General features: G+C 64.0%; 26 protein-coding genes. 17 read left to right on the forward strand and 9 right to left on the reverse strand.

Going from position 1 to position 26,668, the window contains the following annotated elements; translation table 11 throughout:
* Positions 1–723 precede the first annotated feature (723 nt).
* From NP3_RS26275 to NP3_RS26315, 10 genes are all read left to right on the forward strand, one after another.
* The gene (locus tag NP3_RS26275) at positions 724–2,232 is read left to right on the forward strand and encodes a reverse transcriptase/maturase family protein (protein ID WP_218024937.1); all 1,509 of its coding nucleotides are present in this window, start codon (positions 724–726) and stop codon (positions 2,230–2,232) included.
* The gene (locus tag NP3_RS49940; protein ID WP_218024938.1) at positions 2,222–2,515 is read left to right on the forward strand and encodes an HNH endonuclease; all 294 of its coding nucleotides are present in this window, start codon (positions 2,222–2,224) and stop codon (positions 2,513–2,515) included. The genes NP3_RS26275 and NP3_RS49940 overlap by 11 nt, the downstream gene beginning before the upstream one ends.
* Positions 2,516–2,917: 402 nt before the next feature.
* Positions 2,918–3,331: a hypothetical protein gene (locus NP3_RS26280; protein WP_063044275.1), complete on the forward strand. Its 414-nt coding sequence runs from the start codon at positions 2,918–2,920 to the stop codon at positions 3,329–3,331.
* Between the two features lie 81 nt (positions 3,332–3,412).
* Positions 3,413–4,495 (forward strand): aldo/keto reductase family protein, encoded by a 1,083-nt coding sequence (locus tag NP3_RS26285; RefSeq protein ID WP_245721118.1) that lies wholly within the window; start codon positions 3,413–3,415, stop codon positions 4,493–4,495.
* A 351-nt stretch (positions 4,496–4,846) separates the two neighbouring features.
* Complete coding sequence (locus tag NP3_RS26290; protein WP_063044277.1) at positions 4,847–5,611, forward strand: SDR family NAD(P)-dependent oxidoreductase; 765 nt, start codon at positions 4,847–4,849, stop codon at positions 5,609–5,611.
* 50 nt (positions 5,612–5,661) lie between these two features.
* The gene (locus tag NP3_RS26295; RefSeq protein ID WP_063044278.1) at positions 5,662–6,942 is read left to right on the forward strand and encodes an acyl-CoA dehydrogenase family protein; all 1,281 of its coding nucleotides are present in this window, start codon (positions 5,662–5,664) and stop codon (positions 6,940–6,942) included.
* 9 nt (positions 6,943–6,951) lie between these two features.
* Positions 6,952–7,803, forward strand: coding sequence for an enoyl-CoA hydratase-related protein (locus NP3_RS26300; RefSeq protein ID WP_063044279.1), 852 nt, complete (start codon positions 6,952–6,954; stop codon positions 7,801–7,803).
* Positions 7,800–8,516 carry a VOC family protein gene (locus NP3_RS26305; RefSeq protein WP_063044280.1) on the forward strand — a complete coding sequence of 239 codons (717 nt, stop codon included), beginning with the start codon at positions 7,800–7,802 and terminating at the stop codon, positions 8,514–8,516. Before NP3_RS26300 ends, NP3_RS26305 begins: the two co-directional genes overlap by 4 nt.
* Complete coding sequence (locus NP3_RS26310) at positions 8,509–9,300, forward strand: enoyl-CoA hydratase-related protein (protein WP_063044281.1); 792 nt, start codon at positions 8,509–8,511, stop codon at positions 9,298–9,300. Before NP3_RS26305 ends, NP3_RS26310 begins: the two co-directional genes overlap by 8 nt.
* Positions 9,301–9,346: 46 nt before the next feature.
* The gene (locus NP3_RS26315) at positions 9,347–10,348 is read left to right on the forward strand and encodes a phosphotransferase family protein (RefSeq protein WP_063824919.1); all 1,002 of its coding nucleotides are present in this window, start codon (positions 9,347–9,349) and stop codon (positions 10,346–10,348) included.
* A gap of 135 nt (positions 10,349–10,483) precedes the next feature.
* Here NP3_RS26315 and NP3_RS26320 read toward each other — a convergent pair whose 3' ends face one another.
* Together NP3_RS26320 and NP3_RS26325 are read right to left on the reverse strand one after the other, a co-directional pair.
* Positions 10,484–11,716, reverse strand: coding sequence for a cytochrome P450 (locus NP3_RS26320; protein WP_063044283.1), 1,233 nt, complete (start codon positions 11,714–11,716; stop codon positions 10,484–10,486).
* Positions 11,717–11,816: 100 nt separating this feature from the next.
* On the reverse strand, positions 11,817–12,755 hold the full coding sequence (locus tag NP3_RS26325) for an SDR family oxidoreductase (protein ID WP_063044284.1): 939 nt from the start codon (positions 12,753–12,755) through the stop codon (positions 11,817–11,819).
* A 442-nt stretch (positions 12,756–13,197) separates the two neighbouring features.
* Between NP3_RS26325 and NP3_RS26330 the strand changes: the two genes are divergently transcribed.
* A complete protein-coding gene (locus NP3_RS26330) occupies positions 13,198–13,422 on the forward strand; it encodes a hypothetical protein (protein WP_174566263.1) in 225 nt (74 codons plus the stop codon).
* Between the two features lie 88 nt (positions 13,423–13,510).
* Here the strand turns inward: NP3_RS26330 and NP3_RS26335 are convergent, their stop codons facing one another.
* From NP3_RS26335 to NP3_RS26355, 5 genes are all read right to left on the reverse strand, one after another.
* Positions 13,511–13,912, reverse strand: coding sequence for a PPOX class F420-dependent oxidoreductase (locus tag NP3_RS26335; protein WP_063044376.1), 402 nt, complete (start codon positions 13,910–13,912; stop codon positions 13,511–13,513).
* A gap of 68 nt (positions 13,913–13,980) precedes the next feature.
* Positions 13,981–14,280, reverse strand: coding sequence for a hypothetical protein (locus NP3_RS26340; RefSeq protein ID WP_063044285.1), 300 nt, complete (start codon positions 14,278–14,280; stop codon positions 13,981–13,983).
* Complete coding sequence (locus NP3_RS26345; protein ID WP_063044286.1) at positions 14,277–15,785, reverse strand: class I adenylate-forming enzyme family protein; 1,509 nt, start codon at positions 15,783–15,785, stop codon at positions 14,277–14,279. Before NP3_RS26345 ends, NP3_RS26340 begins: the two co-directional genes overlap by 4 nt.
* A gap of 3 nt (positions 15,786–15,788) precedes the next feature.
* The gene (locus NP3_RS26350) at positions 15,789–17,087 is read right to left on the reverse strand and encodes an amidohydrolase family protein (RefSeq protein WP_157124560.1); all 1,299 of its coding nucleotides are present in this window, start codon (positions 17,085–17,087) and stop codon (positions 15,789–15,791) included.
* Between the two features lie 85 nt (positions 17,088–17,172).
* Positions 17,173–18,393 (reverse strand): CaiB/BaiF CoA transferase family protein, encoded by a 1,221-nt coding sequence (locus tag NP3_RS26355; RefSeq protein WP_063044287.1) that lies wholly within the window; start codon positions 18,391–18,393, stop codon positions 17,173–17,175.
* Positions 18,394–18,832: 439 nt separating this feature from the next.
* Between NP3_RS26355 and NP3_RS26360 the strand changes: the two genes are divergently transcribed.
* From NP3_RS26360 to NP3_RS26385, 6 genes are all read left to right on the forward strand, one after another.
* Positions 18,833–20,296, forward strand: a complete 1,464-nt coding sequence (locus NP3_RS26360) for an aldehyde dehydrogenase family protein (protein WP_373864786.1) — start codon at positions 18,833–18,835, stop codon at positions 20,294–20,296.
* 68 nt (positions 20,297–20,364) lie between these two features.
* Positions 20,365–21,219, forward strand: coding sequence for a mycofactocin-coupled SDR family oxidoreductase (locus tag NP3_RS26365; RefSeq protein ID WP_063044289.1), 855 nt, complete (start codon positions 20,365–20,367; stop codon positions 21,217–21,219).
* Positions 21,216–21,407 (forward strand): rubredoxin, encoded by a 192-nt coding sequence (locus tag NP3_RS26370; RefSeq protein WP_063044290.1) that lies wholly within the window; start codon positions 21,216–21,218, stop codon positions 21,405–21,407. Before NP3_RS26365 ends, NP3_RS26370 begins: the two co-directional genes overlap by 4 nt.
* Positions 21,408–21,601: 194 nt before the next feature.
* On the forward strand, positions 21,602–22,780 hold the full coding sequence (locus tag NP3_RS26375; RefSeq protein WP_063044291.1) for a thiolase family protein: 1,179 nt from the start codon (positions 21,602–21,604) through the stop codon (positions 22,778–22,780).
* Positions 22,781–22,897: 117 nt separating this feature from the next.
* Positions 22,898–23,659 (forward strand): crotonase/enoyl-CoA hydratase family protein, encoded by a 762-nt coding sequence (locus tag NP3_RS26380; protein WP_063044292.1) that lies wholly within the window; start codon positions 22,898–22,900, stop codon positions 23,657–23,659.
* 54 nt (positions 23,660–23,713) lie between these two features.
* Positions 23,714–24,484: an SDR family NAD(P)-dependent oxidoreductase gene (locus NP3_RS26385; protein WP_063044293.1), complete on the forward strand. Its 771-nt coding sequence runs from the start codon at positions 23,714–23,716 to the stop codon at positions 24,482–24,484.
* 410 nt (positions 24,485–24,894) lie between these two features.
* Here the strand turns inward: NP3_RS26385 and NP3_RS26395 are convergent, their stop codons facing one another.
* Positions 24,895–25,530, reverse strand: coding sequence for a TetR family transcriptional regulator (locus NP3_RS26395; protein ID WP_063044295.1), 636 nt, complete (start codon positions 25,528–25,530; stop codon positions 24,895–24,897).
* Positions 25,531–25,539: 9 nt separating this feature from the next.
* Complete coding sequence (locus tag NP3_RS26400) at positions 25,540–26,580, reverse strand: TIGR03617 family F420-dependent LLM class oxidoreductase (protein ID WP_063044296.1); 1,041 nt, start codon at positions 26,578–26,580, stop codon at positions 25,540–25,542.
* Between the last annotated feature and the right edge of the window lie 88 nt (positions 26,581–26,668).

Here is a 26,668-nt window from a genome sequence, read left to right on the forward strand (position 1 = left end):
GCGAACGGGTCACCGACCCGCTCGACACCGTCGAGGCGCGCGCGTCGGCGCATCCCATGAAGAAAGTCAACGCATGGTGGAAAGCCTTGGGAGAACGCTACTCTCGACTATTTCCCGGCTCGGAACACACTCATGGTTTCATGGCGACTGGATGGTAAGAGCCGTGTGACGCGAGACTGTGCGCCGTCTAACTCGGCGCCAGATCGCCCCTACAGGGGGCAGAGGTTCGGAAGGAGGTGACCTCTGGGCCACCCGCCTTACCTGAACGGGAAACCGGGAGGGGACAACAGCATGGCGGGAAAGCGCGAGGTGCCGAGGAGACGTCGAAGGGACGGTCGTGCAAGGCCCCCGTGATATGGCGAAGGCCAGACTGCTTGAAGCCCAGTTTCCAGCGGTGCAAACGTCACACATCCCGACACGGCGTCTGTGGTCGGGGCCGTCGGTATGGAGGCGATTCCGAGTTTCGTCGCCTTGAACCCTTCCGACCGGCGGGCGGCGGGCAGTGAGCCCGCTCAAGGAAACGGACCGGGACGCCTACGTCACGCTCGATACGTCTGGTGCACAGAGGAATTCGGGATGGCCTACGGGGCGCGAGCCCTATGGTCACGGAGGGTCCGTAGTAGTCGCAGGAGTAACGCCCTGCCGGGGAGGACGGGAGAGCCGTCCGCACGGGCGAAGGGGCCCAGGTGCTCGAGATCGACAACACATGGTGAGGTACGCGAGATGCGGGATGCCGCAACCGTATTGGCGATCATTCGCGAACGCGGCAGTCGAGGGCTGCCGTTGGAGCGGGTCTATCGGTGCTTGTTCAACCCGGATCTGTTCCTGCTTGCCTACGGAAAGCTCTACCGCAACAAGGGCGCGATGACGCGCGGGGCCACTACAGAGACCGTGGACGGCATGAGCCTCGGCAAGATCGAGGCCATCATCGAGGCACTCCGGCAGGAACGCTATCGGTGGACTCCGGTGCGGCGCAGTTTCATCGAGAAGAAGAATTCGACGAAGAAACGCCCGCTGGGGTTGCCGACCTGGTCGGACAAACTGCTGCAGGAAGTGCTGCGCCTGATCTTGGAGGCGTACTACGAGCCGCAGTTCTCCGATCGGTCCCACGGTTTCCGGCCCGGCCGCGGCTGTCACACCGCGTTGCAGGAGATCTATCACCAATGGCACGGGACGGTCTGGTTCGTCGAGGGCGACATCACCGACTGTTTCGGATCGCTCGACCACTCGATCATGAGATCGATTCTGGCCGAACAGATCCACGACGGCCGGTTTCTGCGCTTGATTGACGGGCTGATGAAGGCTGGGTATCTGCAGGATTGGCGATATCACGCCACACTGAGCGGCTGTCCGCAAGGTGGGGTCGTTTCGCCCGTCCTGTCGAATATTTACCTGGATCGGCTGGACCGGTTCATCGAACAGACCTTGCTGCCTGCCTACAACCGAGGGAACCGCAGAACACCGTATCGGCCGTATATGCGGTTGTGGCAACGCGCGTGGCGGGCCGAGCAGGCGGGAAATCTGGATACAGGGGTGTTGCTGCGCAAGCAGATGAAATCCCTGCCGTCCCGTGATCCCGCTGATCCGGCCTATCGGCGGCTACGTTACTGCCGCTACGCCGATGATTGGATTCTGGGTTTCGCCGGTCCCCGGCAGGAGGCCGAGGACATCAAGAATCAGATCGCGGTGTTCCTGCGCGAGGAATTGGCGCTGGAGCTTTCGCCGGTCAAGACCTTGATCACGCACGGGCGGACGCAGGCCGCCCGGTTCCTCGGCTACGAGATCGTGGTGTTGCACGCTGATCACAAACGCGGCCCGCACGGTCACCGCAGCATCAACGCGGCGATCGGGCTGAAGGTGCCGCTGGATGTGATCAGGGCCAAGGCCCGCCCCTATCTGCATCACGGCGAACCTATTCGGCGGACCGAGCGCATCGTCAATACCGATGTCAGTATTGTCGCGCAGTTCCAAGCCGAGTTCCGGGGCGTCGCAGAGTACTACCGGCTGGCGTTCAACCGTCACCGGCTCGGTCGCCTGAAATACGTTATGGAGCGGTCGCTGACCAAGACCCTGGCCCGGAAATACCGGATCACGGTCCCACAGGTCTACCGCCGCTACCGTGCCGTTCTCGACACCGAGCAGGGTCCTCGTCGTGGCCTGCGAGCCACCCTGGACCGAGACGGGCGGCCGCCACTGGAAGCCACGTTGGGGCGGAATCAGTTTGGCCCGTGACATCACGCCACGACCCCTCGACGACGATCCGATACGCATCTGGAACAGCCGCCGGTCCGAGCTGGTGCAACGCCTGCTCGCCGAGGCTTGCGAACGATGCGGCTCCACCCACAAGGTCGAGGTCCACCACGTGAGAGCGTTGAAAGACCTCAATCCGAAAGGTCGGAAACCACAACCGGATTGGGTCAAGCAGATGGCGGCTCGCCGCCGCAAGACCCTCGTCGTCTGCCGCGCCTGCCACGAGGACATCCACGCCGGACGCCCTACAGGCAGGCCACGATGAGCACTGGAGAGCCAGCTGCCACGGAAATCGGGCACGGCTGGTTCGGAGGGGGGCCGTCGGAAAAGGACCAGCTCGGCTGGCACCTCGTCGGCGGCCTACCCTACGTCGAGCACGGCTCTGCGAGAGCCGGACCGTCAGTGGAGAGTTCAGGCGGCCAAGCTGGTACCGCGCCCAGCGACACCGGCCGTGTAGCGGCGCGCCCTGGTCGACTCAACGACCGCCTGCTGACTCCATCCTATGGTTGTCACACCTTGCCGATTCGACTCGGCATACGATAAAACATCATTGGTTTCTTAGCGCGGTACGGCCATCCGTGATGGCATGTGTCCTTCGGCGAGAGGGCGTGACTCATATGCGAATCCACCTACAGGTCGACGGCGCAACGGGATAGGAACTGTCGCCGTGAATGACTCTCTGCGGCAGCCAGCGGCGCAGGACCATCTTGTCAGCCCGACGGTGACCGGCCGCCGCGGCGAACTCCCTGCCGCCGTCGTTCGTGGTCAAACTATCGACACAATCCTGGTCCTGGAAGATCTCGCACCGGCGGTGCGCGGTGACCATGTCGCCAGCCCCTGCGTCCTACACGCGGTCGGATTGGCCGTCGTGGCCATCGCGGGACTGCACGCTGCCTTCTGGTCTGATCCACGCATCGACGACTACCCGCACGCCTCGATGCCGCAAGCGATCCCGCAGGCGGCCGCGCGCATTGGCGAGGCCACCCGCACGTCAGCCGAGGTCACCCAGACATTGCCTTTCGCGCGCGATTCTCCCATCATTCGCCTATCGGAGGAGCTGATGCACACCGTGTTGGGCTGAGCCTGCCAGACGGTGCGCGAACTCGAGACACTCGAACTCGTCGACCATCTTCGCCACTGAAGCAGCCAACGCGACCGCACCGTGCCCCCGCGAGACGGTCAGGCGCGCCGTCACGCCAAAGACGTTCTCTGTCAACGACATATCCCCTTCGGCTTAAAGGATCAACACATGCGTTACCGTCAGCTCGGCTCGTCAACCTTGCAGATCTCGGAGATCTCGCTGGGTTCATGGTTGACTTTCTCCGGCGGGGTCGACTTCCACCGGACGCGTGCATGCACCGAAACCGCACTTGACGTAGGCATCAACTTCTTCGACACCGCCAACGCGTATGGCTATGGCATCGCTGAATCGGCGTGGGGTGAGATTCTGTCCGAACATCCTCGTGAGAAGTACGTCCTAGCCACGAAGTTGTTCGCCCCCATGTCGAAGGAACCCGACGACTGGGGTCTGACGGCACAACAGATCCGCAAGCAACTCGAGGCGTCCCTACAGCGCCTCCGCACCGATTACGTCGACGTCTATCAGGCCCACCGATTCGACACCAGAGTGCCGATCGAAGAGACGATCGAAGGCTTCCAAAGCGTGGTGGAGCAGGGCAAAGCACGCTATATCGGATTCAGTGAGTGGACACCTGAACAGATCCGCGCCGGCACCGAGATCGGCGGTGATGAACTCTTCGTGGCGTCGCAGCCGCAGTACTCAATGCTGTGGCGGGCCCCCGAAACCGAGGTATTTCCCCTGTGCCAAGCCCGGGCGATCTCCCAGATAGTCTGGTCACCGTTGGCTCAAGGTGTACTCACCGGTAAATATCGACCCGCACAGCGCATTCCACCCGGAAGCCGATTCGCGAGTAAAACCATGGGCGGGTCGAAAGACAGGTATACCGACGACGTCCTGAAGGCGGTGCAACGGCTCGCTCCGATTGCCGAAGACGCTGGCATGGATATGTCAACGATGGCGTTGGCCTGGGTTCTGCGGCGGCCTGAAGTGGCATCGGCAATCACGGGGGCATCGCGTCCGGAACAAGTCGAGGCGAACGCGCGGGCGGCGGGCGTCAGCCTCAGCGCCGACCTACTCGCACGCATCGACACAGCTCTGGGCAGCGTGCCGGTCACTGAGCCCCGGCTCGCCGTCGGCGCTGCCGAAGGCGTCCTGCATCGCTGACGCCGATTCGACGCCATTGGGCGCGACACACGGTTCATGCACTTGCGCGTCGCGACTTGTCCCGGGCTTCGTCGGATAGCTCTCCGCAGCGCTGCCACCGACGACCTGCGTCGCACGCGTGGACGGGCTGCTTGCGGGATTGCGGGGTCGGTGCCCTGCCGCCGGGGGCGCTACCACGATGATCGGCGCATGGTTGCCAACCGCCAGCCACACCTGGTAAGAAATCACTGTAGTTTTAACGGCGGAGCATTCCCGCCAGCACGACTGGTGTGCTGCTGACGAATGGTTACGCAGGCGAAGTTCCGCTTCCACAACCGAGTTTCACTTCTCGAGACGGGATCGCAGTCGACGATGACAGATTTAGCGGCACTGCATGATTTGACCGGCCGGGTTGCAGTCGTCACGGGCGGTTCTCGCGGCATCGGACGCGCGCTCGTCCAAGCCCTCGCGGAGGCTGGTGCCGATGTGGTGATCGCCTCGCGCAAACTGGACGCGTGCGAGCGCGCGGCACGTGAGGTCGCCGACACCACGGGACGTCAAGCCCTCGCTATTGCGTGCCACGTCGGACACTGGGATGACTGCGACCGCCTCATCGAACAGACAACGAGCCATTTCGGGCGGATGGACATCTTGGTCAACAACGCCGGAATGTCGCCTCCTTACGACACTCTCGACGCGGTCAGCGAGGAACTCTTCGACAAGACCCTCGCGGTGAACCTCAAGGGCCCGTTCCGGCTGGGAGCTCTCGCCGGCAACCATATGGCAGACAATGACGGCGGCTCGATCATCAACATCGGCGCCGTGGCGTCGCTGACCGCCGGTGAGATAGAGCTACCGTATGCCTGCGCCAAAGCGGGCCTCAATGTACTCACCGTCGGATTGGCCAATGCCTATGCGCCGCGCGTCCGCGTCAACGCCATCCTGCCCGGCGGGTTCAGAACCGATGTCTCCCGGTTCTGGCCACCTGAAGCGCTGGAGGGTTCATTTGTACCGCTCAAACGCATCGGCGAGCCCGACGAGCTCGGTCCCCTTGTTGTCCATCTGGCCAGTAAAGCGTCCAGCTATACGACCGGGTCAGTCATCAAAGTAGACGGCGGCCTCGTGCGCAGCATCTGAGGGCAACGCGACGCGCAGCCTTCTTTCTTGGTCACCCGAAAGGAACAGCCATGTGGGATTTCGAAACCGACCCCGACTACCAAGCAGACCTGGACTGGGCCGACCAGTTCGTTCGTGATGAGGTCGAACCGCTTGACTTTGTGTTGCCTCTCGAGCGAAATGACCTCTGGCACAAGCTTGTTCCGCCGCTTCAAGATGAGGTTCGCAAGCGCGGCCTGTGGGCGACACACTTGGGTCCGGAGTTGGGCGGACCCGGTCACGGACAGGTTAAGCTCGCACTGCTCAACGAGATTCTCGGTCGAGCGACCTTCGCGCCACTCGTCTTCGGCTGCCAGGCGCCCGACACCGGCAATGCCGAGATCCTGGCCCACTACGGCTCCGAAGAGCACAGGAGTCGCTGGCTGCAGCCGCTTCTCGACGGCACTATTTACTCGAGCTTCTCGATGACGGAGCCGCAGGCGGGCTCAGACCCCAAGGAGTTCACCTGCTCGGCAGTTCTTCAGGGCGACGAGTGGGTGATCAACGGCGAGAAGTGGTTCTCGTCATTCGCACGCAATTCCGACATCTTGATCGTGATGGTGGTCACCGAGCCCGAAGCCAGTCCGTACCAGCGGCACTCGATGCTCATCGTACCGACCGACACCCCGGGTGTGACGTTCCTTCGCGACGTGGGCAGCTTCGGCGGAGAGCGCGGTCCCGGGGTGCACGCGTACATCCGCTACGACAATGTACGTGTGCCCGCGGAGAACCTACTCGGCGGCCGCGGCCAAGCCTTCGCCGTGTCCCAGACAAGACTCGGCGGCGGACGGGTGCATCACGCGATGCGCACCGTCGGGATGGCCAGGCAGGCACTGGACCTCATGCTCGAACGAGCAGTGTCGCGCCGCACTCAGGGTGAGCTGCTCGCCGACAAGCAGCTCGTGCAGGCGATGGTCGCCGATTCTTGGATCGACCTTGAACAGTATCGCCTGCTGGTGTTGCGCACTGCGTGGCGGATCGATCGCTATCAGGACTATAAACGGGTGCGACACGACATCGCAGCGGTCAAGGTCGCGCTACCCGACGTATTGAACCGGATCGCCTCGCGCGCACTGCAAATCCACGGCTCCTTGGGAACGACAGACGAGATGCCGTTGATGGAGATGGTCGCTCGGGCCTACCAGCTCGGGTTGGCCGACGGACCGACGGAAATCCACAAGCTCACAGTGGGCCGCATCCTGCTCAGGCAGGCGACACCCGCGCCCGGCCTGTTCCCGACTCGGCACATTCCCGCACTGCGCGAAGCAGCGCTGAAGAAGTACGCCGACGTCCTGTCATCGACGGCGGGATGACCGGTCGGCATGGACTATGAGGACATCGTGCTGCGGATCGACGATCCGGTCGCGATCGTCACGATCAACCGGCCGGCGCAGTTCAACGCTTTCACCGGGACCACGCTGCACGAACTGCGACACGCTTTCGGGGTCGCCGAGCAAGACCGCCGCGTCGTCGGCATCATCCTGACCGGCGCCGGTGAGCGCGCGTTCTGCTCAGGCGTGGACGCCTCGATGTTGCGCGGTGCCCTCGTCGACGGAGCCGACGCCGTTGGCCCGGAAGGTCAAGGATGGTTCGGGACATACCCCGGAGACCCTCAAATGGCAGACATGCAGCGGACATTCACTTGGCCAATCGCCATTCGCAAACCGGTCATCGCAGCCATCAATGGGGTATGTGCCGGTGGCGGATTCGTGCTGGCGACCGCTTGTGATCTTCGTTTCGCCTCGGAGAACGCCCGATTCAACACGGTGTTCGCCAAACGTGGCTTGGTTGCCGAACATGGCGTCAGCTGGCTTCTGCCCCGCATCGTCGGCCACTCCAGAGCATTGGACCTGCTGTGGTCTTCGCGCAGTATCGACGCACACGAAGCGCTGGCCATAGGCCTGGCCACACGTGTCGTAAAACCAACGAGTCTGATCACTGAATGTGTCTCGTATCTGGAAACTCTCGCTCGTCACAGCTCGCCGCATTCACTGATGGTGTCCAAGCGCCTGGTGTACCGGCACCTGACCGAGAGCCTACCCAAGGCCGTCGACGCTGCGGACCTGCTCACCGAAGAAGCACTGCGTCGCCCCGACGCCATCGAGGGTACGTTGTCGTGGCTCGAACGCCGAGATCCCGACTTCGCTCGTCTGGATCTCGAGGCTTCCTCGTGAACGGCGTCCGGCTTCGCCAATTCGCCTTTATTGCAGCTGATCTCGATGCGGCCACAGAGCAAGTACATGCGACGTTGGGGCTCGAAGTGGCCCATCGCGACGAATCGATGTCAATCTTCGGCTTGCGCAACGTCGTATGCCCCTTGGGACAGGACTTTATCGAGGTGGTGAGCCCGCTGGGCCCTGACACGTCGGCGAGCCGCTATTTGCAACGGCACGGAGAAGGCGGCTACATGGTGTTGTTTCAAGTCGGTGATCCAGATGCCGCTCGAGGGGCAGTCTCGCGGCTGGGAGTGCGGACGATCTTCGACTACGCCGACGAACATCACAGCACGTTGCAACTGCATCCCAAAGACTGTGGAGGTGTGATGGTTTCGCTGGACTGGACCGACGATGACTGGCCGGCTGCAGGACCGCGGTGGCGGGCAGCGGTGCGCACCGATCGGGCACATGGATTCTCGCGACTGCACATCACCGCCGACGATCCGGCGCAGATGTTGGACCGATGGGCTGCGCTTACCGGGCGCCCCCACAGTGACGGTGCCCTCCGGCTCGACAATGCGGTCGTCAAGATCGGGCAGGCCCAAAACGGCGACCGAGTCGGTGTCAGCGGGCTGACCGTCAAGTCAGCCGATGTTGATCTCGCCGAGACGACACAGACGCTCCTGGGCATTCCCATGACCTTCGAGATCGAGGTATCGACCGGTGTCTGACGCCATCGTTGAGCGTGATGGACGTGTGGTTCGCATCGTCCTCAATCGCCCCGAATCACGTAACGCTCTGACATTCGAGATGCTGGAGACGTTGGTCGACACCCTCGACAGCCTGGCAAAAGACAGCTACGTGCAGGTTGTGCTGATCGAAGGTGCCGGTGCGGACTTCTCTGTCGGAGCCGATATGTCGGTCTTGGCGACCATGAATCAAGGTGACCGACCGCAGGACGCGCCGAGTCCAGAGCGTATCCGCAACACCTACCGGATCCCGGTTTTGCTGCATAGCATCCCGCAGATCACGGTCGCCGCGGTGCGCGGCGCCTGCGCCGGTGCGGGTTTCGGCATCGCGTGTGCGTGCGATGTCCGGCTTTGCGACGACACTGCGCTGTTCCGCACCGCTTTCGCCAGAGTCGGAGTCGCAGGCGACATGTGCGGCGCGTGGAGCCTGCCTCGGATCGTCGGCAGCAGTTTGGCCTACCGGCTGTACCTGTTCAATGAACGGGTCGAAGCACAAGCCGCAGCTGCCATGGGTCTTGCGACCCGGGTGTTCGACAAGGACGCTTTCGACGCTGCACTCTCCGATGCGGTCGATCAGCTTGCCGCCATGTCACCGCTGGCCTTAAGGGGGATGAAGCGTAACTTCCTCGACGCCCAACATTTGGGCCTCGCGGAATACGAGAAGATCGAGACCGGGCGTCACGAAGAACTCCTGGCCACCGAAGACATCATGGAAGCTGCGCTGGCCTTCCTCGAAAAGCGCACGCCACGCTTCCAGGGCCGCTGACAAGCGATCAGGTGATCGGCAATTCGTAGGATTCGGAGATGAAGAGATGACCATAGACGCCGTACGTGCCGGCGATGAACTCGATTGGGAAGCAACGCAACGTTACCTGCGCTCGGTCCTCGATCTGCCGCAGGGACCCTTCTCCGTTCGGCAGTTTACCGCTGGCCACGCTAATCTCACTTACCTGTTGCACTTCGGCGATGCACCGATCGTGCTCCGTAGGCCGCCTCGTGGAACGTTGGCACTGGGCTCCCATGATATGCACCGAGAATTCCGTGTGCTCTCCCGGTTGAACAACAGCTACCCACGGGCGCCCCGGGCATTACACTTCTGTCCCGACGAGACAATCGTCGGCTCGCCCTTCATTGTGGTCGAATACCGCACTGGTGAGACGGTTTACGATGCCGTGCCCGCATCAATGGCCGGTCTGCCCGACGTGGCCCACCGGTTGAATATGGCCGTCATCGACGCCGCAGCGGATCTACACGCGGTCGACGTCGACGCGGTCGGTCTCAGTGATCTCGGTAAGCCCAGTGGATTTGGCGAACGTCAGGTTGCCAACTGGTCGGAGCGATGGCGCCGCGTCGCGCCACCAGACGGGTCGTCTCTTATGTTCGACGTCTCGGCGCGTTTGGCTCAGACAGTGCCTGCGCCACGGAAGATCGCTTTGGTGCACAACGACCTCAAGCTGGACAACTGCCAATTCGCGTCAGGTGAGCCCGACACCGTCACCGCCGTATTCGACTGGGATATGGCCACCATCGGCGATCCGCTCTTCGACATCGGTGCGTTGCTGGACGCGACGACATGGAATCCGTTGTGGGTGTTGTCAACTGAGGAGGCTCTGAGGCGGTACTCATCGCGATCAGGAGCCGACACCAGCATCGTGGCGTGGTACCTGGCTTTCGCACATTGGCGCACCGCTGTGGTGATACAGCAGTTCAGCCATCGTCATGCTGCCGGTGACAGTGCCGACGACCGTCTTGCCAACATCGGCCAGGGCGTTCTCGAGCGCGCAGAGTGGGCGCGAGAGCTTCTCGACGCGTAGTCGACCGACGTGGCTCGGAGCAGCCAGCCACACCCGGGAGCAGCGACGATCCGAGCGCAACGCAGCCGAGCTGGCCCCGGCCCGGCTGCCAGTGGTGCGCAGGCGTTGGTCAGGGCCGCGCGGCACGGCGGCGAGTCACGTGACCCGGTAGCGCAGCGGCAGGTGCTTGAGGCCGCCGATGAACGTGGTGGCCACCAACTCCGGTTGCCCGGCGAGCTCGATGTCGGTCAACCGAGGTAGCAGCTCGCAGAAGAAGCTACTGATCTCCATTCGAGCGAGTGTGGCCCCCAAGCAGAAGTGAGCGCCGTGTCCGAATCCCAGATGTCTGTTCGGGTGGCGGGTCACGTCGAAGCGATCGGCGTCAGTGAATACCTCTTCATCCCTGTTGGCCGACACGTAGCAGAGAAACACGGACTCTCCCTGCGGGATTCGCACGTCATTGACGGTGGCGTCGGCTCGAGCCGTGCGCATGAACCCTTTGATGGGCGTCACCCACCGAACCATCTCATCGGCTGCAGTCGCCGCCAGGCTGAGATTCTGGGAGAACCGCTGCCGCTGATCGGGATTCTCCACCAAGGCGCGCATACCCCCCGCGATGGTCGCACTCGTGGTGTCGTGGCCGCCGACGGCCATGGTGACGAAGTAGGATGTCGTGTCGATATCGGAAAGCGGCTGTCCATTGATTCTGGCGTTGGCGATCGCTGATCCGAAGTCATCAGTCGGGTTGCGTCTCTTCTCCTGCGCCAGTGCAGTGAAGTACTCGAACATGTCGAGCAAGGCCTGCATATTTTCTTCTGGTGTCGCACTGCGTTGAAACTCTGAATCTGAGCTACCGACCATTTCTTGTGTCAGTTTGAGCATTCTCGGGAAATCGCTTTCCGGGACTCCGATGAGCGACATGATCACATGCAGGGGATAGTTGACGGCGATCTCCTGCACAAAATCACACTCGGGTCCGACCGCACGCATCCTGTCGACGTAGTCGCTCGCGAGTTCTTCGATGCGTAGCTGCAGTCGTCGTAGGGCTTTCGGGCGAAACCAATTGGTACCTATGCTGCGCATGGCGAGATGATCTGCTCCGTCCATATGCAGCAGTGTGCGGACCTGTGTCCCTGACTGTAGTTCCTCGTCAGCCTCGCTCATCAGTACCGGCCGCGACGCATTGGTGAACAACAGGTTGTCGCGTTCGATCGCGATGACGTCGGCATGCCGGGCGATCGCATAGAAGGGGCGGTAGGCCGGCACGTCGACCAATGTCACCGGTGACTCGCGACGGAGCTGTTCCATTGTGCGGTACAGGCTTTGCTCATCCGCGTAGGCGGCCGGGTCAGCGATTGAAGCGGCCGCTTGCTCGATCGTGTTGGTCATGGTGCCCAGCTCCTGTACTGCGGTGGCGGCGAAATTCGGGTGACGCTGTGTTGGATCGGAGCGCTTTCCTGATCTGCGTCCTGATGACGTTCCAAGTTGGTCATTCGGCCCCGTGGGCCCGCCGATTCTCGATATCTGCAGCGGCGCTGGGCTCGGACACGGCGTGGTCGCGAGGCGACGATGGGCCGTCGGACGGTTTGACGATGCCCGTTGATCGCTCCACCCGCTGGTGATATGCCCGACGAGCGGCGGCGTCGAAATCAAGGAACGTCCGGTCGATCCCGGATCGCCGGAACAGCCATCGACGCATCCGTGGGGTCAGCGTCGACAGCAGCGCAGATGCGTAGCGCATCGACGGAGGGAGTGGACACTCCGTCCTCGGGCGATCCAGAACGCCGACGACCGCCGTAGCCACCTCTGACGGATGTAACACCCTGGTTCGGTTACCGGTCGGCGTTCCTGCGATGAGCTCGGTTTGGGTGAACGGTGGCAGCACGGTGCTTATCTCGACCCCATGAGGGGCGAACTCATCGGCCATCGCACGGGATAGGCCTACGACAGCGAATTTGGTTGCTGCATAGACCACTTGTCCAGGCAGGGCAACGACGCCTGCCATCGACGCGATGTTGATGATATGTCCGCTGCGCCGAGACACCATGTCGGGCAGCACCAACTGGCAGCCATTGAGCACCCCGTGGATGTTCACATCGACAGTGGTTTGAATCGTTCGCGTCGTTTCATCGAGGAACGATCCCACCGGCATCACACCGGCGTTGTTGATGAGCACCTCGATTGGGCCGCCGACGTCGTGTCGAGCGTGCTCGAGAAAGTCAGCGAACGAGTCTCGATCGGTGACGTCGAGTGGATGACCGGTCAGCGGCGCATCCCGCACCGAGTCCAGCGCGATCCCGAGCTCAGCGAGATCGCGGTCGCCGATCACCACTCGGGCCCCGCGGTCGAGCAACGCGGTCGCGGTGGCCAGCCCGATTCCGCGCGCCGCACCCGTAATCGCGATCGCCTTACCCCTGATTCGGTCCATGTTCAACTCCTCATCGAGGACGGTTGGAAACTGAGCGCACTCGCGGATGGCTAAATCCCCTGCGCCGAAACAACAATCGCAGCTGGAGTCCGTCACCGTGTCGCAGCAGCCCCACGCGAACTCCGGTGCGGCAGACCCGCACGCGGGTGACCGAGAACTCCATTTCAAGACATCTCCTGCACGCGTTCATCGCGCGACCGGCGTTGCAACGTACTCACGCCCGCTGCTGCGCCGAGCGCCACGGTGAGTCGCACCCACGCCCTTTAAAACATCAATGCCTTCTTAACACGCTAGTGGCTGGAGTCACAAGGGCAATCTCGGGCGCATCGACGCTGAGACCGAATTGGCGCGTAGCGGCTAGGGCCCGGCTAGGGCAGTTCTCGCACAAAAAGAGAACACGCCGGACTGGGAGCGTGTCAATGCGGCGGCGGTTTACCGTCAAGTGGTCGACTTCATCGAGCTCACCGACGGCGCGGCGACCCGTTTGAGCTCGGAGCTGAAGGGGCAGTTCGTCGCGATCTGCTGGATCGGACAAATTTGGGCGCGTATCCCGGATCCGAAACCGGGCTACATCGCGCCTTGGGATCAACTGCCGCAGTGGCAGCAGAAGACCGATATCGGCGTCTTCGAGGCGATCGAGCGCGATGTGACGGCGTCCAAGTCGTAGGCTTCTTCTCCATTGTTCGGCGAAAGGTTCTCTCGCCCAACGACTTCACAGGCGCCGACAAAGTCGCCGACGCCTGGCGGCCTTCGAATCAGTTGTTGGGCGTGCGGCTGGTGAAATCGAAGGAGCCGCCGTCGATACCCCAGGAGATGATCCGATCGGGATGGATCCGAATGATCGCGCGCTCCTGGGGCGGGAACGGCGGCTCCTGGTCGTCGAGCGCTTCGGCCGTGCCGCGCACCTCGACGCCGCGAATAACATACGGCTCCAACGAGACCTGCTGGTCGACGACGAACGACACCCGACTGCCCGCCTCGACGTTGCGGTACTTACGGCTGGTCTGCATGCGCATGCCGCCGATATCGATGGTTCCGTCGGCATTCACCCGATAGCTGGTCGGGTTGTTCTGCACGACGCCGTCGGGCGATACCGTCGCCAGCCGACCGATCCCGGCCTCCGCGAGGAACTGCTGCTCGTTCGTAGTGAAAGTCACCGATGAAGCGTAGCGGGATGCCTCGGCAGCGATCACGCCATCCTCGGGTGCACGATTGCTCCTACACGTCAGTCGCTGGACGGCAGAGCTTTGGCCTGCTTGAGCTCCAAGGGGATGTCGTGCACCGCGAGCGTGCCGGATCCCGGTCGGGTGACGAGGATTTCGGCTCCCGTCTCGTGGACGTACCGTTTTCCGAGCGCGGTGCCGTCGGCGAAACGCGGGTCGAGATCGGTGGTCGTCTTCTCGGCTCCGACCGGCACCATGGGAGCGCCGCCACAGCGCAGCCCGTCGAGAGCGTCGGTGGCTCTGATGACGATCACCTGGGTTTCGCAGACCTGGCTTTCCAGCCGGGCGCCACTGTTGATCACGATGCTTCCTCGATGGTGGGGGTGAGTTCTTCGATCAGGTTGCGCCGCAGGACTTTTCCGGTCGGTGTGGCGGGCAGCTGATCGCGGAATACGATGCGGTCCGGTGTTCGCGATCCGCGCAGGTTGGCGCGGACGTAGTCGCGCAGCACTTCCGGTTCCGGGTTGCAGTTGGGCGCCGGGACGACCACCGCGACGATGATCTGGCCCCATTGCGGGTCGGGGACGCCGACCACCGCGGTCTCGTGGACGTGCGGGTGTTCGACGAGCACATCCTCCAGTTCAGCCGGTGCGATGTTCTCACCGCCCCGGATGATGGTGTCGTCGCCGCGGCCGCCGAGGAACAGGTAGCCGTCTTCATCGAGGGTGGCGAGATCGTTGGTGGGGAACCAGCCTTCGCCGTCGAGCACTGAACCGATATCGGCGTAGGCGCCTGACACCTGCGGGCCGCGGACGAACAGCGCGCCGGTCGCGCCCGGGGCGGCGATAGTGCCGTCTTCGGCCCGGATCTGCAGTTCTATGCCGGGGACCGCGCGGCCGACCGAGCCGAGCCGTTTCGCGATGGCGGGATCGTCGGCGTGATAAGCGTTCCGGTGATCGTCGGGGGTGAGTACCGCGACGGTCGAACTGGTCTCGGTCAGGCCGTAGGCGTTTACCAAGCCGACGTCGGGCAGCAGCTCGAGGGTCTTGCGCACGAGCGGCAGCGGCGCCTTCGAACCGCCGTAGGCGAGGGTGCGCAGGGTCGGCAGTGTCACCGGCGCGGCCTCCAGCGTGCTGACGATCCGATCGAGCATCGTCGGCACCACGGTGGCGTTGGTGATCTGCTCGTCGTTGACCAGCCGGATCCACTCCCGTGACTCGAACTGCCTGAGGTACACCATTTTTCGTCCCGCATAGAGATTCGACAGTGCCGCGCCGACGCCCGCGATGTGATACGGCGGCACGCAGATCAGCGCGGCGTCGCCGGGCGCGGCCGAGCCGAAGTCGACGGTGCCCATGACGTAGCTGATCAGGTTGGCATGGGTCAGCTCCACCGCCTTGGGACGTGCGGTCGTGCCGGAGGTGAACAGTACGACCGCGACGTCTTCGGGTGCTGCCTCGACGATCTCGCTGTCCGATGCCGCGGCCCGCGTGGCGGCGAGGAACAGATCGGTGTCGATGACCTGTTTGCCCGAACCCTCGACCGCCTCGGCGTATTCGGCGTCCACCACCACCAGCGGCGCGGGCAACCGGTCGATCAGCTCGCGCAGCGCCGAGGCGCTGAGACGGTAGTTCAACGGGGTGAAGGCCCTTCCGGCTCGGGCGGAGCCGAACAGCAACAGAGGCACCATGACGCCACCGGTGCCGACGTATGCGACGTGTCCGACGCCCGACGAACCGATCAGTCCCGCCGCGCCGCGGGCCATCGCATCCAGTTCCGCGGTGGTGATCCGAAAAGCGCCCGACACGACCGCGAGGCGATCGGGATCGTCGGCCTCGATCATGTCGAGCAATAGCGCGATGCTCAAACCTCAGCCCGCGTTCTGGGCGGTCGCGGCTTTGATCTGCGCCTGGAACTGCCGCAGCTTCTCCTCCGCCGCGGTCGACTTGTGGCTGCGAGCCTGAATGATGACATCGTGGTCCCCGGCGGCCGCGCGCAACGCGCCGACGGTGGCCTTCTCCCGCGGTACATGGGCGAACGGGTCGAAGGAGTACCAGCGCATGGCGTTCAGGTGGGTCATCTTGTCGATCTCGTCATCGGGCACCTGCTCGCGCTGCAGCACCTCGTGCAGTGCCTCGGGCGCGTCCGGCCACATGGAGTCGCTGTGCGGGTAGTCGGCTTCCCACGAGATGTTGTCGATGCCGATTTCGTTGCGCAATCGCACACCGATCGGATCACTGATGAAACAGGTCAGGAAGTGGTCCCGGAAAACCTCGGACGGCAGCTTGCCGCCGAAATCCTGCATGGTCCACGTCGAATGCATTTCGAAGGTGCGGTCGACGCGTTCCAGGAAGTACGGAATCCAGCCGGTGCCGCCTTCAGACAGTGCGATCTTGAGGTCCGGATAGTCCTTGACGGGCCTGGACCACAACAGATCCGCGGCGGCCTGCACGATATTCATCGGCTGCAGCGTGATCATCACATCCGGCGGCGAGTCGACCGCGGGAATCGAGAGCCGTCCCGATGATCCGATGTGGACGCTGCATACGGTATCGGTGTCGACCAGGGCCTGCCACAGCGGATTCCAGTACGGGTCGTGGAAACTGGGGTAGCCCAATGCCGCCGGGTTCTCCGTGAACGTCAGCGAATGCACACCCTTGTCCGCGCACCGGCGCACTTCCGCGGCGCACAGTTCGGCGTCCCAGATCACCGGCAGCGCCATGGGTATGAAGCGTCCGGGGTAGGCGCCGCACCACTCATCGATGTGCCAGTCGTTGTAGGCCCGCACCAGGGCCAGCGAGAAGTCCGAATCGTCGGTGGCGAACAGGCGGGCCGCGAAGCCCGGGAACGACGGGAAGTTCATCGACGCCAGAATGCCGCCGGCGTTCATATCCTTGACGCGCTCGTCGACGTCATAGCAGCCGGGCCGGATCTCGTCCAGCCCTTCGGGTTCGAGCCCGTACTCTTCCTTCGGTCGCCCGGCCACCGCATTGAGTGCGACATTGGGAACGACGATGTCGCGGAACTTCCACATGTCGGCGCCGTTGTCGGTGTGTATCAACCGCGGCGCGTCGGCGGCGTACTTCTTCGGCAGGTGGTTTTCGAACATGTCCGGCGGTTCGATGATGTGGTCATCGACGCTGATCAGAATCATGTCGTTCTTGTCCACGTCCACACTCCTTCGTGGATATTACAGTATGGATTACAATATAGCCCATGGCAGGGCCATGGCGGGATCGCCGACGGGATCCGGTTCAGAGGACCGCGCCCGCATCTTTGGCGGCGACGATCTCGTCCCAATCCATGCCGAGTTCGAGCAGGATGGTCTCGGTGTGCTCGCCGTACTCCGGCGAGCGGCTCGGCGGCGCCGGGGTCTCGTCGAATTGCACTGGCGCGCTGACGGTTCGGTAGGAATTACCGGCGCTGTCGGTCGATGTCATCAGATAGCCATTGGCGGCCACCTGAGGGTCGGCGAGCACTTCCTGCGGGCTGGCGATGGTGGCCCATACACCCGGCTCGTCGGCCAGGATCTTCTGCCATTCGGCGAGATCGCGTTGGGCGAAAGTCTCGCGGAGCTCGACCGTCGCGGCCTCGTGGTTGACGACCAGATTCGCCAGCGGAACGAACCGTTCATCGGTGGCCATATCGGCCCGGCCGATGCGCTCGCAGAATCCCTGCCAATAGCGGTCCGCCTGCAGCAGCATCATCTGCACCCAGCGGCCGTCGCGCGTCTTGTACCGGTTGACGGCGGGATTGAGTGCGGTGCCCGCCGGGTTCGGCGGAATCCGGTCGATATCGTAGTAATCGGCCGCCGCGATATCCGGGGCAACGGCCCACATGCCCTGCGCCAGTAAGGAACTGTCGACGATCGGGGCGTGTCCGGTGCGCTCCCGGTGGAACAGCGCCGCCGTGACGCCGCCCGCCAGGGTAATGCCGCCCTGGAGATCGCCGAAGGCTGGTCCCTGGGCCACCGGATACTCGGCATCGGGCGGGGTGAGGGCGTAGGCGACACCGGCGCGCGCCAGATAGCTGGCGCCGTCGAATCCACCGCGCTCGCGCTCGGGTCCGCGGCTGCCGTGGCCACTGCCGCGAGCGATGATGATTTTCGGATTGAATTCACGAATTCGTGCGATGGACAAACCGGCGCGTTCGAGCGGCCCTGGCAGCCAATTGGTCAGGAACACATCGGCATTTGCGATCAGCTTGCCGAGGATCTCGTGTCCGCGCTCGGATTTTATATCCACGCCGATGCTGCGCTTGCCATGGTTGCCGAGTTCCATCATGTAGTTGGCCCGCACCGGCGAGCGCGCGGGATCCAGGCCGCCGACGACCAGGGCGCGACACGGATCGCCGCCCCTGGTGTCCTCGATCTTGATCACATCCGCGCCCCAATCCGCCAGTGCGGCACCGGCGCTGGGCACATACGTCCACGACGCCAGTTCGACTACTCGGACGCCATTGAGCAGACCCGACATAGCAGCTCCCTTTCCTGTGATTGCTCACCGTCTTGAAGTAATATACGGTAATGCTTACAGTTGAGCATCCAGGATGGATAATCCCGGGCGGGTCTCGGACAACGTCGTCCGAAGGGGATCAGCGTTGCTTCCCGCGCACCCGGAGCTCACCGCCTGCCGCGCGCGAGGCGATGACGCTCGGTAACTGTTGCCCGACGATCAGGAGGACATGTGAGCGAGCGAACCGTCCAACCCAGCGCGCGGTCGCGCACGACGGACCCGTGCGTCGGCGAGGCGGAGTCGTGAGCGAGCGTCAGCGAGTGAACCATCAGTACAGTGCGCCTTCGCGCACGACGGAGCCGTGCGTCAGCGAGGCGGAGTCGTGAGCGAGATCGTCGGGGAGGCGTCGGCGTCCATCGTTGAATTGGGGTGCCGCGCCGCAGAGCGAGCCGAATTCCGGATGCTGATCGACGGCGAGTTGGTCGCGGCGGCCTCGGGTGCCGCGTTCGACAACATCAGCCCCGCAACCGGCAACGTGCTCGGTAGCACGGCGGCGGCGGGTTCGGCGGATATGCTGCGGGCCATCGCGTCCGCGCGCCGGGCCTTCGACGAAACCGACTGGTCGACGAATCGGGCGCTGCGGCAGCGGTGCCTGGATCAATTGCAGCAAGCCCTCGAAGCCGAAAAGCACGAGCTGGGCGAGGAACTCGTCGCCGAGGCCGGAGCTCCGGCGATGACGCTGCGTAATGCGCAACTGGACTGGCCGCTGGCGGAGTCCCTGCGCTATCCGGCGCGATTGATCGACGAATTCGGCTGGGAGCGCGTGCTCGAGGGTGGCGGCCTGTTCGGTGACCGCAACGTGCGCACCGTGATACAGGAACCGGTGGGTGTGGTCGCGGCGATCTGCCCGTCGAACTTCCCGCTCGAGGTCGCGCTCAACAAGCTCGGCCCCGCGCTGGCGGCGGGAAATACGTTGGTACTCAAGCCCGATCCGAATACCCCGTGGCATGCCACTCGACTCGGGCGGCTCATCGCCGAGGGCACCGATATTCCGCCGGGGGTCGTCAATGTCGTCCCCACACCGTCCAACGAGGTCGCCGGAGTGCTGGCGACCGATCCGCGGGTGGATATGATCTCGTTCACCGGCTCGACCGCGGTCGGGCGCACGCTCATGCGGTTGGGCGCGGACACCATGAAGCGGACATTCCTCGAGTTGGGCGGAAAGTCGGCGCTGATCGTATTGGACGATGCCGACCCGATGGCGGCACTGCGCAGCGCGGTCGGCGTCTGCGTGCACGCGGGTCAGGCATGCGCCGCGACCAGTCGGATGCTCGTGCACCGGTCGAAGTTCGACGAGATGGTCGCGAGTGTGGCGGCGGCGTTCGAGGCGGTGCCGGTCGGGGATCCGGCACTGCCGGAAACGCTGGTGGGCCCGGTGATCAGCGCGGCACAGCGCAGCCGCGTCCTGGATGCGTGCACGCGTGCGACCGTCGACGGCGCCCGCCTGGTCACCGGCGGGGCAGCGGTGCAGGACCCGGCGCCCCATCTTGCCGGTGGTTATTTCGTCCAGCCGACGGTATTCGTCTGCGACGATCCGAGACTGCCGATCGCCCAGGAAGAGATCTTCGGTCCGGTCCTGGTGATGATGCCGTTCTCCGACGACGAGGAGGCGGTGCGCATCGCCAACGACAGCGCCTACGGCCTGGCCGGCGCGGTGCTGTCGGGATCGACGGAGCGGGGCATCGGTATCGCGCGGCGCATCCGGACCGGCGCGGTCGGTGTCAACGGCGGCATGTTCTACGGCGCGGACGCCCCCTTCGGCGGCTACAAGAACAGCGGAGTCGGCCGCCAGTGCGGCCTGGAGGGTTTCCAGCAGTACCTGGAGACCAAGACGATCGGCAGCCGAATCGTTAGGCGGCACTGAAGAATTCGCGGCGCCGCGACTACTACCGGAGCGCGGCCCACCACTGGATGACGGAGAGGGTGTAACCCGTGGGCAAATTGGACAACAAGGTCGCGGTGATATCGGGCGCCGCACGCGGGCAGGGACGTTCGCATGCGGTCAATCTGGCCGCCGAGGGCGCGAGCATCATCGCGCTGGATATCTGCGCCGACCTCGAGGGGAATACGTACCCGCTGGCCCGGCCGGAGGATCTGGAGGAGACGGCGCGGCTGGTCGAAAAGGAAGGCGTCCGTGTCCATCCGGTGATCGTGGATGTGCGAGAACGCAGCGCGGTCTGGAGTGCCGTCGCGGCGGGTGTCGAGGCGCTGGGTCGGCTCGACATCGTGGTGGCCAATGCGGGCATCTCCGCGATGGGCAAGGGCCAGACCATGCAGTCGTGGTCGGATACCGTCGATACCGATCTGGTTGGCGTGTTCAATGTCATCCAGGCCAGCATCCCGTACCTCGGTGCCGGAGCGTCCATCATTGCGACCGGATCGCTGGCGGCCCAACTGGGCAGCTCCACCAAGCAGGGGCCCGGCGGTTCGGCCTACAGCTTCGCGAAACAGGTTGTCGCACACTACGTCAACGATCTGTCGATCCAGTTGGCGAAGCAGTCGATCCGGGTGAACGCTGTTCACCCGACCAATGTGAATACCGACATGCTGCACAACGAGGGCATGTACAAGGTCTTCCGGCCCGATAAGGAGTCGCCGACTCGCGAGGACGCCGAGGCGGCATTCCCCGCGATGCAGGCGATGCCCATCCCTTATATCGAACCGCAGGACGTCTCCAATCTCGTTGTCTTCCTGGCCGGTGACGACGCGCGCTACATCACCGGCAGCCAATTGCGGGTGGATGCGGGCGGTTTCGTCAAAGCCGTGCCATGGGGCAAGGGCCGATGAACGAGACGGCGACCACCCACCGGCTGTTCCGCTGCCTGATCTGCGGATTCGAATACGACGAGGAACTGGGCTGGCCCGATGACGGCATCGCGCCCGGTACGAGGTGGGACGAGATTCCGGACGACTGGACGTGTCCGGACTGCGGCGCCGAGAAATCCGACTTCGAAATGGTCGAGGTCGCGCGATGAGCGTCCCGCGTCGGGGGCGGGACGATCCCGTCGAGATAGCAGGTACACGAAGATGATTCGGTGTACCGCTGGTGGCCGTGCCGCGTGAGTAGTGACATGGCGGCTTGTACTGTAAAGCTAACTGTAAGGTGTACAAAGAGAATTGAGAACGCCGCGCCCTCGGGTGCGGCTCGATAGCTCAGAGGTTGAGAGATATGGCCAAACCTGTCATCGTCAGCGCCGTCAGGACTGCGATCGGACGATCATTCAAAGGGGCGCTGGCGAATGTGCCCTCCGAAACTCTGGCGACCACGATCCTGCCCGAGGTGGTCCGGCGGGCCGGTATCGACCCGGCCGCCGTCGACGATGTCATACTCGCCGAATTGAATTACGGCGGTGGCGATCTGGCGCGCCATGCCGCCGTGGCCAGCGGCATGCTGACCGTGCCGGGACAGGCGGTCAATCGGCACTGCACGGGCAGTCTCACCGCAATCGGGAACGGCGCCGCGCACATCGTGTCGGGAATGGAGCGGGTGATCGTCGCGGGCGGTGTGCAGTCGCTGTCGACCGCGCCGATAATGAAATGGCGGGTGCCGGGTAAGGCCGGGCTCGAGTTCATCGAACCGTGGATGCCGCCGTCACATCCGGAGACGCCGGACGCGCCGACCCTCGACATGGCGATCACCGTCGGCTGGAATACGGCCGAGAAGGCTGGTATCAGTCGCGCGGAGATGGACGCGTGGGCGTTGCGGTCGCATCAGCGCGCGGTTGCCGCGATCGATGCCGGAAAGTTCGTCGACGAGATCGTGCCGATGAAGATCCAGCAGCTCGACGGTTCGGTGATCGACTTCGCGGTCGATGAATTCCCGCGCCGCGATACCACTTTGGAGCGGCTGGCGGCCCTGCCGGTGCTGCATCCGGAGATCGAGGGCTTCTCGATCACGGCCGGTAACAGCAGCGGGATCAACGACGCCGCGGCGGCGGTGACGCTGGTCGGTGACGATTATGCCGCGGCCGAGGGGCTCGAGGTCCTCGGCACGGTGCGGGCCTGGGCCAATGCGGCCCTCACCCCGGCCGACAACGGGCTCGCAGCGGGCAAGGTGATCGGCAAGATTCTGGACCGCGCGGGTCTGAAGCCCGCCGACGTGGCGCTGTGGGAGATCAACGAGGCCTTCGCGTCGGTGCCGATCGCCGCGGTGCGCGAGCATGGAATCGACGAAGAGCTGGTGAACTTCTCGGGCAGCGGATGCAGTCTGGGACATCCGATCTCGGCGTCCGGTGCACGCATGGTGACCACTTTGCTCTACGAGCTGCGCAGGCGCGGCGGCGGCATCGGCGTTGCGGCGATGTGCGCAGGCGGCGGGCAGGGTGGTGCGCTCATCGTGGAGGTCTGACCACCCTCTGCCGGGTTCCGGTTTGCTCAGTGCGGACCGAAGCCCGGCCCGCGATAGTCATACTGAATGACTTATAGTAAGTGCTTCTAAAGCTGTCGAAACGAGTGGAGGCTATCGGTGTCGGATGAGGTTCTGCGGGAACGCCGCGGGCGCACCCTGGTGATCACGATCAACCGGCCGGATGCGCGCAATGCGATCAATACCGCGGTCAGTCAGGGTCTGGCCGACGCGGTCGACGAGCTCGACGAAAGCCCCGAACTGTCGGTCGCCGTGGTTACCGGCGCCGGCGGGAATTTCTGTGCGGGAATGGATTTGAAGGCATTCTCGGCCGGTGAAATCGTGATCGTGCCGGGGCGTGGCCTCGGCTTCACCGAAAAGCCGCCGGTCAAGCCGATCATCGCCGCGGTCGAGGGGTACGCGCTGGCGGGTGGCACCGAAGTGGTGCTGGCGACCGATCTGATCGTCGCCTCGAAATCCGCGAAATTCGGTGTGCCCGAGGTCAAGCGCGGCCTGGTCGCTGCGGGTGGTGCGTTGCTGCGGCTGCAACGCCGCATCCCCTATCAGAAGGCCGTCGAACTGGCGCTGACCGGTGACAATTTCACGGCTGAGGAGGCCGCGGCCTACGGCCTGGTGAACGTGCTCGCCGAGCCCGGTAAAGCGCTCGAGGAAGCACTGGCCCTGGCCGAGCGGATCACGGCGAACGGGCCGCTTGCTGTCGCGAAAACCAAAGAGGTCCTCGTCAAATCCAGCGACTGGACCTCCGACGAGATGTGGCAGAAGCAGCTGGAACTGGTCATTCCGGTGTTCCAGTCGAAGGACGCGCAGGAGGGGGCGCGGGCCTTCGCCGAGAAGCGCGCCCCCGAATGGACCGGTGCGTAAGGGCTTTCGGCTCGCGCGCCGCATCACAATCGACCCATGAAGTAAGGAGACGCTGTGTCGTTCGAAGGTGAAGTTGTACTGGTGACCGGCGGTGCCGGTGGGTTGGGCGATGCCACGGTGCGCCGGTTGCACAGTGCGGGCGCCGCCGTCGTCATCGCCGACGTCAACGACGAGAAGGCGACGGCGCTGGCCGATGAACTCGGCAACAAGGTCGCCTATGTGCGCACCGACGTGCTCGATGACGCGACCATCGAGGCCGCGCTCGCGAAGGCGGATGAGCTGGGTGTGCTGCGGTATGCGGTTATCGCCCACGGTGGTTTCGGTGTGCTGGAGCGCATCATCAACCGGGACGGCAGCCCGGCGACGCTGAAGGGCTTCGCCGACACCATCGCGTTGTATCTCACCGGCACCTACAACGTGTTGCGCCTGGCCGCCGCCCGGATCGCGAAGCTGGATCCCAAGCCGAACGGCGAGCGTGGCGCGATCGTGATGACGAGCTCGATCGCTGGGTACGAGGGGCAGATCGGTCAGTCCGCCTACTCGACGGCCAAGGGCGGGGTGATCTCGCTGACCTTATCGGGCGCAAGGGATCTCAGTTCGGTGGGCATCCGGTTGAACAGCATCGCACCGGGCACCATCCATACGCCGCTGATGGACTTCCTGGGCGAGGAGCGGCTGGCGAAATTCGCCGCGTCGGTGCCCTTCCCGAAGCGGCTCGGCGCGCCGGACGAGTACGCCTCGCTCGCTCAGCACCTGCTGGAAAACCCGTACATCAACGGCGAGGTCGTGCGGATCGATGGTGCGCAACGATTCCAGCCCAGGTGAGTTGGGTCTGATGGGTGGGGCAGCGGGCGGAGCCCGGCCCGGTGCGCCGCGCAGCTCGGAGGCGCGGCTGCGTTGGTGGCACCTCGATCCACCGCCGCCGGTGAATGGACGTCCGCACGGCGCTGTCGACGAGCCGATCGCCAGCACGGTTCGCGAGGTCCTGAACTACTTCGCGAAATGCCCGCGGTGCGGGTATGCGGCGCAGGCATCAAGTACGACTCGGACCTTCGTCGGAGGTCGGGTGGAGACGACGATCTACCCGACCTGTGGTCTGCCCTGCGGCTGGCAGGGCGCCCCGCGGATCGTTACCGAGACTGTTCCGCACGAGCCATCCCATTGACTACTTCGGTAGGCAGGACTTCGCGGTCGCCGTTCCGAATTACGGGACGGCGATCGTTGTATTTTCGGCCTCAGCGCACGGCTTTGTCGCGTCGCTCGGGTGGCCGCGCCACCAGCGTGGTGTCGGTGGATTCGGAACTATCCGACTGCGCTTCGGCTCGGACGCCCGCGAGCAGCCAGCGAATCGACATCGCGAAGTTCTTCTCGGTTTTATCCACCCGCGCCGCGGATTCCTCGGAAAGCTTCGGTTCACGCAGGCCGCGAACCTCCACGATGGTGTGATTGATCGTGAGATTGACCAGCGCGCGACAGCACTCGACCGCGAGGCGAAATGGAAAGCCTTCGCGCCGAGTGGCATCCACCAAATCGTGGACATAGTCCATAACCGCATTGCGATCGTCGATCGTCATCAATTCGGTGAGGTACGGGTGTGCCCGCAATGCGTCGTGCAGGGACAGGCACCACTGCAGTGCCGTCGACTCCCAATCCTCGTATTCGTGAAAGTCCAGTCGCAACAGCGAGAAATGCCGGGCCACCAGGGCGCGGATGAGTTGTTCCCGATTGCCGACCTGCTGATACAGCGTGCGCGTCGAGATCCGGAGTTCGGTGGCCAGCCGCCGCGTGCTCAGCGCAGCGGTACCCTCGGCATCCAGCAATGCCAGCGCATGATCGTAGATCGACTCGACGGGTATGAGCGGCTTGGCCATCGTTGCATTCTACGTGCGCTCGCCTGTCACGCTATTTCCCGCGATGGACCGCAGGGCTTTGACCAGATCGGCGATATCGGCGCTGTCGGGCGCATAGCCCGGAAAATAGCAGCAGACATCGGATGCGTACTCGCCGTAGCGCTCTCGAACCTGGTCCGCGCATTCCTCCGGAGTGCCGACGATCCCGTAGGCACGCACCATCGGCTCGGTGATCAAGGCCCGCATCTCGGCGTACTTGCCCTGTTTCGACAGCTCGTTGAGTTCGGGCTGCAATTGCTCCCACCCGTGCACTTCCAGAACCGCACGGTAGGGCGGGGTCGATCCATAGAAGGCGATGAGCGAGGCCACCCGATCGACGGCCGTCGCGAGTTTAGCCTCGGTGCGCCCGACCGCGACCATGGCCTGGGCGATGACCTGGAACTGGTCCAGCCCCCGCCGCGACTTCCGTAATCCCGCGGTAATGGCGGGCACGGTGCGCTCGGCGAAATGCCGGGTGCTGTTGAATGGCATGACCAGCAGGCCGTCGGCCACTTCGGCGGCCCTGCGGGTCATCACCGGCCCCAAGGCGCCCATGAGTACCGGCGGTGGTCCGAACGGGTTGGGACCAGGATCGAAGTTGGGCGGCATCAGCGTGTGGGTGAAGTACTCGCCGCGAAAGTCCAACGGCGCCTCGCGCTCCCATGCGGCGAAGATCGCCTTGACCGCGGCGACCGATTCCGCCATCCGATTCGCCGGTTTTCCCCATTGGCTGCCGTAACGCTTTTCGATGTGCACGCGGACCTGTGACCCCAGGCCGAGCCGAAATCGCCCGCCGCTGTATACCTGCAGGTCGTATGCGGCGTGTGCCAGATGCAGCGGACTGCGTGGCCCGGCTATCGCCACATTGGTCATCAGTTCCAGATCGGTTTCGCCCGCCGCCAGCACCAGCGGGAAGAAGACGTCGTGCTGTCCCTCGAAGGAAAAGATTCCATCGGCGCCAAGCGCGGCGATCGCGCGGGCGCTGTCGCGGACTTCGGTCGGTAACCCGTCCACCTGCAAATGCACTTTCACCGGAATTCTTCCTCTCGATCATTGCGACCACGCCCGGGCAGGTCGAGCCCTTGTGGCCAGCCCGTGAAGTCTGATAAGAAATCACTGT

This window comes from Nocardia pseudovaccinii NBRC 100343, from assembly GCF_001613225.1.
Taxonomy (GTDB): domain Bacteria; phylum Actinomycetota; class Actinomycetes; order Mycobacteriales; family Mycobacteriaceae; genus Nocardia; species Nocardia pseudovaccinii.